Here is a 9,026-nt window from a genome sequence, read left to right as displayed (position 1 = left end):
GGGCGACCCGCTCAACGGGCGTCGGCGCGCGCTTCGAACCGAAAAGTGACGGCCACCGCATCCGGGATCGTTGCGGGATCGGCCCACTGCCCCTGCCCCACGCCATGCGCCAGCCGCAGCACGCTGGCGCTGCCCGACGTTTTTGCCCGGTCGCCGTCAATCGTCAGGCTGAAGCGAAGCGGCACCGGGCGGGACACGCCGTTCAGGGTCAGCGTGCCGTCCGCGACATAGCCATCGCCGGACCGACGAATGCGGGTGGCGCGCCACGTCGCGGTCGGTCGAGCGGCAACGGCGAAGAAATCATCGCCGGTCAGGGTGCCGTCGCGCTGATCGTCGCCAGTCGAAACGGATGCGAGGTCGATGGTGACGCTGATCGACGATCCGGCCAGATCATCGGGACTGAACCGGATATCCGCGGTCCACCGGGAAAAGCGGCCCTTGATCGCTTCCCCGGAATATTCGGTGGCAAAGCCGATGGTACCGCCCGGCTGAACCCGCCAGTGCCGCATCGGCTGTTCACTGTCGGGCGCGTCAGCATCAGGAGTCGGGGTCGGCGTCGCGGCGGTTTCAGGCGCGGGTGCTGGGATTGGTGCGGGGGCTGGTTTCGAGGTTTGAATTGGCGCGACCGCGGAAGGCGCAGCGGGCGCGCCCGCCTTTGCCACCGGGGCGGCTGCCGGTCCCCAGCGGCCGGCCGCAAAGGCAAGGGCAGCGGCAAGCAGGATCGCGACCAGCGCCGGGGTCAGCACCGCGCGCCGCGCAAGCCCCGCCGGCAGCATCCGCGCCACGATGTCATCCCGCCTCAGATGATGATGAAGCGCCCCGGCGACGTGCAGCACAACCAGGCCCGCGAGCAGCCAGGCAAGCATCCCGTGCAGCCATTCGGCCGGTTCATGCCATGCCGGACCCAATGGCAAGTGCGGCAGGGGGATGATGCCGAACAGCAGCGTAGGCAGCTTCATCTTCGCGGTGGAAACCAGCGCCCAGCCGGTGAGCGGGCCGCCAAGCATGACGCCATACAGGCCAGCATGGACCAGCGTGGCCAGGGCGTTGGCGGGCTTGCTTTGGCTGGCCGGACCCGGCCGGGCCAGCGTGATCCGGGTAATGATCCGGGCAAGCGTCAGGACGAGGATCAGGATCCCGATGGACTTGTGCAACTGATAGGCGGCGAACCGCGACGCGGGCGGAAGGCCGTCCAGCGCCCAGCCAAAGCCGAGCTGCCCCAACAACAGGATCGCCAGCGCCCAGTGCAGCAGAATGGCGATCCCGGCATAGCGGACCGTGGCGGATGCACCGGACATTGCAGTTCCCCGTTATCGACGCCGCAATATGTCGAGGCCGACGCCGAAACGGTTATCCGCATCGCAATCGATCGCCAAGTCACCTGCCGCGCGGCGATGATCGTCGCCATTCCAGCGTCATCCAGTGGCGCAGTGATTATGCGACGGCCCCGGTGTTCGGCTGGATCACCGGCCGTCGGAGCCGGTCATTCCCATTCGATCGTGCCGGGCGGCTTGCTGGTATAGTCATAGGTGACGCGATTGATGCCGCGCACTTCGTTGATGATGCGGGTGGCGACGCGGGGCAGGAAATCGCCGGGGAAGCTGAACGCTTCGGCAGTCATGCCGTCCGTGCTGGTAACCGCCCGCAGCGCCAGGACATTGTCATAGGTGCGGCCATCCCCCATCACGCCGACGGAGCGGACGGGCAGCAACACGGCAAATGCCTGCCAAATGGTGTCGTACAGGCCCGCAGTGCGGATTTCCTCAAGATAGATCGCATCCGCCTTGCGCAGGATATCGCAGCGTTCCTTGGTCACCTCACCGGGGATGCGGATGGCCAGGCCCGGTCCGGGGAACGGGTGGCGGCCGACAAAGATGTCGGGCAGGCCAAGTTCGCGGCCCAGTGCGCGGACCTCGTCCTTGAACAGTTCGCGGAGCGGCTCGACCAGCTGCATGTTCATGCGTTCGGGCAGGCCGCCGACATTGTGGTGGCTTTTGATCGTGACGCTCGGCCCGCCGGTGAAGCTGACGCTTTCGATAACGTCGGGGTACAGCGTGCCCTGAGCCAGAAAGTCCGCACCGCCGATCTTGCGCGCCTCGTCCTCGAACACGTCGATGAACGTCTTGCCAATGAACTTGCGCTTGGCCTCCGGGTCGGTGACGCCGGCCAGACCGGACAGGAACAGCGTTTCGGCGTTCACATGGACCAGGGGGATATTGTACGCGCCGCGGAACAGCGAGACGACCTGATCCGCCTCACCCGCCCGCATCAGGCCATGATCGACGAACACGCAGGTCAGCTGTTCGCCGATCGCCTCATGGATCAGCACTGCCGCCACGGCCGAATCGACCCCGCCGGACAGCCCGCAGATCACGCGGCCGCTGCCGACCTGCGCGCGGATTTCGGCAATCTTGGTCGCGCGAAACTCCGCCATCGACCAGTCGCCCGAACAGCCGCAGACATGGCGGACGAAATTGGCGAGCAGCTTTGCACCATCCGGGGTGTGCACCACCTCCGGGTGGAACTGCATCGCGTAATAGCGGCGGTCGTCATTGGCGATGACGGCATAGGGCGCGCCGGGCGAGGTGGCGACCACGCGGAAACCATCGGCCAGCGCCGTCACCTTGTCGCCATGGCTCATCCACACCTGATGCGTTTCGCCCGGCGCCCACAGGCCGTCGAACAGCGCGCAATCGTCGTGGATTTCGATGAACGCCCGACCAAACTCGCCGCTGTCGCCCAGCACCACCTGGCCGCCGAGCTGGTGCATCATCGTCTGCTGGCCATAGCAGATGCCGAGCACCGGCACGCCGCTGGCAAAAATCGCATCGGGGGCGCGCGGGCTGCCCGTATCCAGCACCGAAGCCGGAGAGCCGGAGAGAATGACGCCGGCCGGCTTCATCCGTTCGAAAGCCTCGGCGGCGCTGCTGAACGGAGCGATTTCGGAATAGACCCCGGCTTCCCGCACGCGGCGTGCGATCAGCTGGGTTACCTGGCTGCCGAAATCGACGATGAGGATGGTCTGGCTGGGCTGGCTCATGGCGGGGCGATAATCACCCCGTTCCAACCTGTCCAGCCAGTGAACCGATATCAAATCCCGTCGATCCGCACATTGGGCTGGCCATCGCCCGGCATCATGCAGCGGAAGCGATAGCTGCGCGTCGATCCGCCCTGATAGCCGTCGCGCAGGCCCAGCGTCCCGGCGACGTACCAGCCGCCGCGATCGTCGGGGTCGACCGCGTCGATCGACTGGACCTGTGCCACGCGGGCAAAGCCCCTGCCCTCTGCCTCTGCCGCAGTGGCGCAGGCGTCGGTTGCGGCATCGGCCGCGCCGCTGGCGATCCTGCCCGATGCCGGTCGGCCATAGCGGTCATCCGGCGCATCGGCATAGCCATCGTCCGTGTAGCGGCCATCGTCATAGTCCGCCTGCGGCTGCGGCGGCGGCGGGGGAGCGTCGCGATAGACGTCGCGATCGCGATTGGTGCGCGATGCGGCTGATGCGATGGCGATGACGCCGCCCGCCAGCAGCGCGCCCAGCAGGACGTCGCCGCCATCGATCCGGTCGCCGCGGTGGCGGTCATGGCCCCAGCCGCCGCGCCCGCGCCAGTCGCGCGCCTCGGCCGGGGCGGCCATGCTGGCCACCGCCAGCGCCGCTGCCATCCCGCCGCCAAACCGCATCATGCCGTTCGCCATCACCATCGTCCTTGTCCCGCCCGGCCATGACCGGCCGGGCTTGTTCCGATGGCGGAATGGACGATTCGTGCTGTCGCAGGGCTGAACGGCAGCGTTATTGCGCCTTCACCTCCAGCCCTGTCCATTTCGCGGCAAAGGCCCAGAGGTCGGCATATTCCTCGATCACCTTGTCCGTCGGCTTGCCCGAACCGTGGCCGGCGCGGGTTTCGATGCGGATGAGGTGCGGCTTTGCCCCGATCTCCGCCGCCTGAAGCGCGGCGGCATATTTGAAGCTGTGGCCCGGCACCACGCGGTCGTCGGTATCGGCGGTGGTCACCAGGATCGCGGGATAATCCTTGCCCGCGGCGATGTTGTGATAGGGCGAATAGGCGCGCAGCACCTTCCAGTCCGCTTCCTTCGACGGATAGCCATAGTCATCGACCCAGTAGCGCCCGGCGGTGAACCGGTCGAAGCGGAGCATGTCCATCACGCCCACAGCGGGCAGTGCCGCGGCGAACAGGTCCGGCCGCTGATTGGTGACGGCACCGACCAGCAGGCCGCCATTGGATCCGCCCTGAATGACCAGCCCGTCCTTGCCGGTGATCCCTTCCTTCTTCAGATATTCGCCCGCCGCGATGAAATCGTCGAAGACGTTCTGCTTGTTGGCGAGCCGTCCGCCATCGTGCCACGCCTTGCCATATTCGCCGCCGCCGCGGATGTTGGCGACCGCCAGCACCCCGCCCTGTTCCAGCCAGGCGATGCGGGCCGAGGAGAAGCTGGGCAGCACGGGCACGTTGAACCCGCCATAGGCATAGAGCAGAGTCGGTGCGGGGCCGGTCACGTCTTTTTTGCGGACGACGAACATCGGCACCTTTGTCCCGTCCTTCGACGCATAGAAACGCTGTTCGACCGAATATTGCGCGGGGTCGAACTCGACCTTGGGCTGGGCCCAGGGCGTCGCCTTTCCGGTTGTCACGTCATAGCGGAAGACGGTGGTCGGATAATTGAAGCTGGTAAAGGCGAAGAACGTTTCCCCATCCTTTGGATCGCCGCCAAAGCCGGAGGCAGTGCCGATGCCGGGCAATGCGACGGTGCCATCCGGCTTTCCGTCGAGCAGATACCGACGAACCTCTGTCTTGGCATCCACCAGATAGCTGAGCATCAGCCGCTGGCCGACGATGCTGGCACCGCCCAATGTCGCTTCCTGCTGGCCCACCACTTCACGCGGCTTCAGATCGGCAGAGGCGATGTCGATGGCCATGATCCGGCTGCGCGGGGCACCGAAATCGGTGGAGAAATAGAAAGTGGTGCCGACATTGCCGATTGCGGACCAATCGTTCTTCAGTTCGGCGACGATCGGCTTGGCCGTCCAGTCGCTGGCCTGAAGATCGACGATGTGCACCATGTTCTTGTTGTCGGTACCCTCGGTCGTGCTGATCACCAGATAGCGGCCATCATCGGTGATGCCGGAATAATGGCTGAGCTTTGGCGCATCGGGGGTCGAATAGACCAGCCGGTCGGCGCTTTGCGGCGTGCCAAGCTTATGGAAATAGACCTTGTGGTTTTCATTCAGCGCCTGAAACTGGGCGTCCGCAGGCGGTTCGGGGTAGCGGGAATAGAAAAAGCCGCTGCCATCCTTGGCCCAGGATGCGCCCATGGTGAACTTGGCCCATTTCACCTCGTCGTCCAGCACCTTGCCGGTGGCGACGTCGAGCACCTTGACCGTGCGCCAGTCGCTGCCGCCATCCTGGATGGAGTAGGCGAGCAGCTTGCCATCCTCTGACGGCAGCCATTCGGCCAGCGCGGTGGCGCCATCGGACGACCAGCCATTGGGATCGATCAGCACCCGGCCCTGCCCGTCCAGGCTGTCGCGGACATAAAGCACCGACTGGTTCTGAAGCCCGGAGTTGCGGGAATAGAAATAACGGCCGCCCTTTTTCTCCGGCAGGCCGAACCGTTCATAGTCGAACAACGCCTTGAGCCGGCCAGCGAAGACGTCGCGGCCGGGCAGCGTGGCGAGATAGGCGTCCGTCACCTTGTTCTGGGCCGCGACCCAGGCGGCGACATCCTTGTCCGTGCGGACGTCGTTTTCCAGCCAGCGATAGGGATCGGCGACCTTTTGCCCGAACGCCTCATCGACAACATCCGTGGCGCGGGTTTCGGGATAGGCGATGGGGGCGGTCATGGTCGGGGCAGGTTCCTTGGACGGGTCGGCAGCAGACGCAATCGGGGCAGCGAACAGCAGCGGCAGGGCGAGGATCGACGAACGGCGCATGGGAAACTCCGGTTTCGGGATGGCGACACCCTATTGGCATCGGAACGAGCGTCAAGCGGAGCGCAGGAGCGGCTGACAGTTTTGACAGAATGGAGGGGTTTTCTGGCGGGTGACAGGCGCGTGCATGGAGCGTCGCCGCGGCGTTGCTGTCGATCGTCGGGGCAGGACGCCTGCGGCAGGAAGGGTTGAGGGGACATCGCCGAGGTTAGATCACGCCAAATCCTACATTGGAAGCGCAGGTGCTCAGGCGGACGCAGCCTTGCCGCTCTGGGCTTCCGCTTTCGCGGGAGCGCGGCCCGCCATTGCACCGTGCGGCGACCGTCCAACGAAAAAGGGCGGCTGCATCGCTGCAACCGCCCCCTTTTCAATCGGTTGGATCAGACGCCGATCAGGCGGCTTCTTCCAGACCCTCATCGGTCATCACCGGGCCGGAATCCTGACCCTTGGCCGACACGTCGCGGTCGACGAATTCGATGATTGCAATGGGGCTGGCGTCCGAGGCGCGGATGCCCGCCTTGATGATGCGGGTATAGCCGCCGGCGCGGTCCGCATAACGCGGGGCCAGCACGTCGAACAGCTTGACCAGCTGCGCATCGTCGAGCAGGCGCGCATGGGCCAGACGACGGTTGGACAGGCCACCGCGCTTGGCCAGCGTCACCAGACGCTCGACATAGGGGCGCAGTTCCTTGGCCTTGGCGACCGTGGTCGTGATCTGCTCATGCTTGATGAGCGCGGCCGCCATGTTGCGGAACAGGGCGGCGCGATGGGCCGAAGTACGCTGCAGCTTACGGCCGCCGACACGATGACGCATGGGTATTTCCTTCTTCGTTCGTCAGGGGGCCGTCTTACGGGACCCCAAGCCTGGTGCTGTTAAAGGCCAGCACCCTTTGCCTATCTTTTGACTCGGCCCGCCGCGGCGAAGCCGCGTCGTCAGACGGGGCCTTTCGGCCCCGCTGGCCGGGCTGATCGACCGTTGCGGAATAGCTCGCGCCATTCCGCAGCGATCAGCCGAGGATCTCCTGTTCCAGCTTCTTGGCCATTTCCTCGATATTCTCGGGCGGCCAGCCGGGGATTTCCATACCGAGACGAAGGCCCATGCTGGACAGCACTTCCTTGATCTCGTTGAGCGACTTGCGGCCGAAATTCGGCGTGCGCAGCATCTCCGCCTCGGTCTTCTGAACCAGATCGCCGATATAGATGATGTTGTCGTTCTTGAGGCAGTTGGCGCTGCGAACCGACAGTTCCAGCTCGTCCACCTTCTTGAGCAGATAGCGGTTGATCGTCGCGGTGTCGCCAGCGGCTTCCGGAGCAGCCGCCGCCATGCCCGTCACCGGGGCAGCAGCGCGGGTCATCGCCGAATCGTCGAAGTGGACGAACAGCGCCAGCTGGTCCTGAAGGATCCGCGCGGCATAGGCGAGCGCATCTTCCGGCGTGACGGTGCCATCGGTTTCGATGGTCAGCGTCAGCTTGTCATAGTCCAGTTCCTGGCCGACGCGGGTGTTTTCCACCTTGTAGCTAACCTGACGGACCGGCGAATACAGCGCATCGACGGGGATCAGACCGATCGGCGCATCGGCCGGACGGTTCGACGCGGCGGGGACATAGCCCTTGCCCGTGTCGGCGGTCAGTTCCATGTTCAGCGTGGCGCCATCGTCGAGATTGCAGATGACCAGATCGGGGTTCATCACCTCGATATCGCCGGTCACCGCAATGTCGCCCGCCCTCACTTCGGCAGGACCGGTGGCCGACAGCTGGAGCCGCTTGGCCCCTTCGCCCTGCATCTTGAGCGCGATCTGCTTCACGTTCAGCACGATGTCGGTCACGTCTTCACGAACACCGGCCAGCGACGAGAATTCGTGCAGCACGTTCTCGATCTTGATCGAGGTGACGGCCGCGCCCTGCAGCGACGACAGAAGGACGCGACGCAGCGCATTGCCCAGCGTCAGGCCGAACCCGCGCTCAAGCGGCTCCGCGACGAAAGTGGACTTGCGCTTGGGATCGCCACCGGCCTTTTTTTCAAGGCCGTTGGGCTTTTTCAGTTCCTGCCAGTTCTTAGCGTTGACAGACACGGGCTTCCCCTAGGTTGGGCGGGATTGGGCGGCTCCCGCCAATAATCCGAAACGGACCGGTCGCGCGGGCCAATCCGCGCCGACCGATCCGACGGCAATCAAGCAATCAGACGCGGCGGCGCTTGGACGGGCGAACGCCATTGTGCGGGATCGGGGTCACGTCGCGGATCGACGTGATCTGGAAACCGACCGCCTGCAGCGCGCGAAGCGCCGATTCGCGGCCCGAACCCGGACCCTTAACTTCCACTTCCAGCGTACGCACGCCGTGTTCGGCGGCCTTTTTGCCGGCGTCTTCGGCCGCGACCTGCGCGGCATAGGGCGTCGACTTGCGCGAGCCCTTGAACCCCATCATGCCGGCGGACGACCAGCTGATCGCATTGCCCTGAGCATCGGTGATGGTGATCATGGTGTTGTTGAAGCTGGCGTTCACGTGCGCGACGCCAGAGGTGATGTTCTTGCGCTCGCGACGGCGAATGCGCTGCGGTTCACGTGCCATGGTGTATCCTGACCCTAATCCGTTCGATCAAGGGGCGACGGTCGCGCCCCTGCGCGATTTACTTCTTCTTGCCGGCGATCGGCTTGGCCTTGCCCTTGCGGGTGCGCGCATTGGTGTGCGTGCGCTGGCCACGGACCGGCAGGCCCTTGCGATGACGCAGGCCGCGATAGCAGGCCAGGTCCATCAGGCGCTTGATGTTCATCGCGGTTTCACGGCGCAGATCGCCTTCAACCGTGTGATCGGCGTCGATGGTTTCGCGGATCTGCAGCACTTCCTGATCGGTCAGATCCTGGACGCGGCGCTCGGCAGCGATGCCCAGCTTGTCCGTGATCTGCTTGGCCTTTGCCGGGCCGATGCCGTGAATATACTGCAGCGCGATGACCACGCGCTTGTTGGTCGGGATGTTAACACCCGCAATACGTGCCATGAATCTGTTTCTCCCAGCTCCACAGGGCATCGCATGGCTAGACGGATACCCTATCTCTCAGCATTGCTTTCCGGAACGCACGACATG

General features: G+C 65.0%; 8 protein-coding genes. All 8 read right to left on the bottom strand.

Annotated features, from left to right (window positions below; all coding sequences use genetic code 11):
- Positions 1–11: 11 nt before the first annotated feature.
- The 8 genes from NYR55_RS13645 to rpsM all read right to left on the bottom strand — a co-directional run bounded on the left by NYR55_RS13645 (position 12) and on the right by rpsM (position 8,939).
- Positions 12–1,298 carry a YceI family protein gene (locus NYR55_RS13645; protein WP_260022082.1) on the bottom strand — a complete coding sequence of 429 codons (1,287 nt, stop codon included), beginning with the start codon at positions 1,296–1,298 and terminating at the stop codon, positions 12–14.
- A 185-nt stretch (positions 1,299–1,483) separates the two neighbouring features.
- Complete coding sequence (guaA, locus tag NYR55_RS13640) at positions 1,484–3,040, bottom strand: glutamine-hydrolyzing GMP synthase (RefSeq protein ID WP_260022081.1); 1,557 nt, start codon at positions 3,038–3,040, stop codon at positions 1,484–1,486.
- Between the two features lie 50 nt (positions 3,041–3,090).
- Complete coding sequence (locus tag NYR55_RS13635) at positions 3,091–3,693, bottom strand: hypothetical protein (protein ID WP_260022080.1); 603 nt, start codon at positions 3,691–3,693, stop codon at positions 3,091–3,093.
- Between the two features lie 94 nt (positions 3,694–3,787).
- A complete protein-coding gene (locus NYR55_RS13630; RefSeq protein WP_260022079.1) occupies positions 3,788–5,947 on the bottom strand; it encodes a prolyl oligopeptidase family serine peptidase in 2,160 nt (719 codons plus the stop codon).
- Between the two features lie 388 nt (positions 5,948–6,335).
- On the bottom strand, positions 6,336–6,758 hold the full coding sequence (rplQ, locus tag NYR55_RS13625) for a 50S ribosomal protein L17 (RefSeq protein ID WP_260022078.1): 423 nt from the start codon (positions 6,756–6,758) through the stop codon (positions 6,336–6,338).
- A 193-nt stretch (positions 6,759–6,951) separates the two neighbouring features.
- Positions 6,952–8,016, bottom strand: a complete 1,065-nt coding sequence (locus NYR55_RS13620) for a DNA-directed RNA polymerase subunit alpha (RefSeq protein ID WP_260022077.1) — start codon at positions 8,014–8,016, stop codon at positions 6,952–6,954.
- A 106-nt stretch (positions 8,017–8,122) separates the two neighbouring features.
- Entirely contained in the window at positions 8,123–8,512 is a 390-nt protein-coding gene (gene rpsK / locus NYR55_RS13615; protein ID WP_260022076.1) for a 30S ribosomal protein S11, read from the bottom strand.
- A gap of 58 nt (positions 8,513–8,570) precedes the next feature.
- Positions 8,571–8,939 carry a 30S ribosomal protein S13 gene (gene rpsM, locus NYR55_RS13610; RefSeq protein ID WP_260022074.1) on the bottom strand — a complete coding sequence of 123 codons (369 nt, stop codon included), beginning with the start codon at positions 8,937–8,939 and terminating at the stop codon, positions 8,571–8,573.
- Between the last annotated feature and the right edge of the window lie 87 nt (positions 8,940–9,026).

Origin of the sequence: Sphingomonas sp. BGYR3, from assembly GCF_025153455.1 — a bacterium.
Classification (GTDB): domain Bacteria; phylum Pseudomonadota; class Alphaproteobacteria; order Sphingomonadales; family Sphingomonadaceae; genus Sphingomonas.
The sequence above is the reverse complement of the archived record's forward strand: the minus strand, read 5'-3'. Positions and strand labels throughout refer to the sequence as shown.

What these genes read in the sequence shown, in the direction of transcription:
- NYR55_RS13635 (WP_260022080.1), bottom strand. Translation starts at nt 3,693, where the DNA reads ATGGCGAACGGCATGATGCGGTTTGGCGGCGGGATGGCAGCGGCGCTG.
- NYR55_RS13645 (WP_260022082.1), bottom strand. Translation starts at nt 1,298, where the DNA reads ATGTCCGGTGCATCCGCCACGGTCCGCTATGCCGGGATCGCCATTCTG.
- NYR55_RS13630 (WP_260022079.1), bottom strand. Translation starts at nt 5,947, where the DNA reads ATGCGCCGTTCGTCGATCCTCGCCCTGCCGCTGCTGTTCGCTGCCCCG.
- rpsK (WP_260022076.1), bottom strand. Translation starts at nt 8,512, where the DNA reads ATGGCACGTGAACCGCAGCGCATTCGCCGTCGCGAGCGCAAGAACATC.
- guaA (WP_260022081.1), bottom strand. Translation starts at nt 3,040, where the DNA reads ATGAGCCAGCCCAGCCAGACCATCCTCATCGTCGATTTCGGCAGCCAG.
- rplQ (WP_260022078.1), bottom strand. Translation starts at nt 6,758, where the DNA reads ATGCGTCATCGTGTCGGCGGCCGTAAGCTGCAGCGTACTTCGGCCCAT.
- rpsM (WP_260022074.1), bottom strand. Translation starts at nt 8,939, where the DNA reads ATGGCACGTATTGCGGGTGTTAACATCCCGACCAACAAGCGCGTGGTC.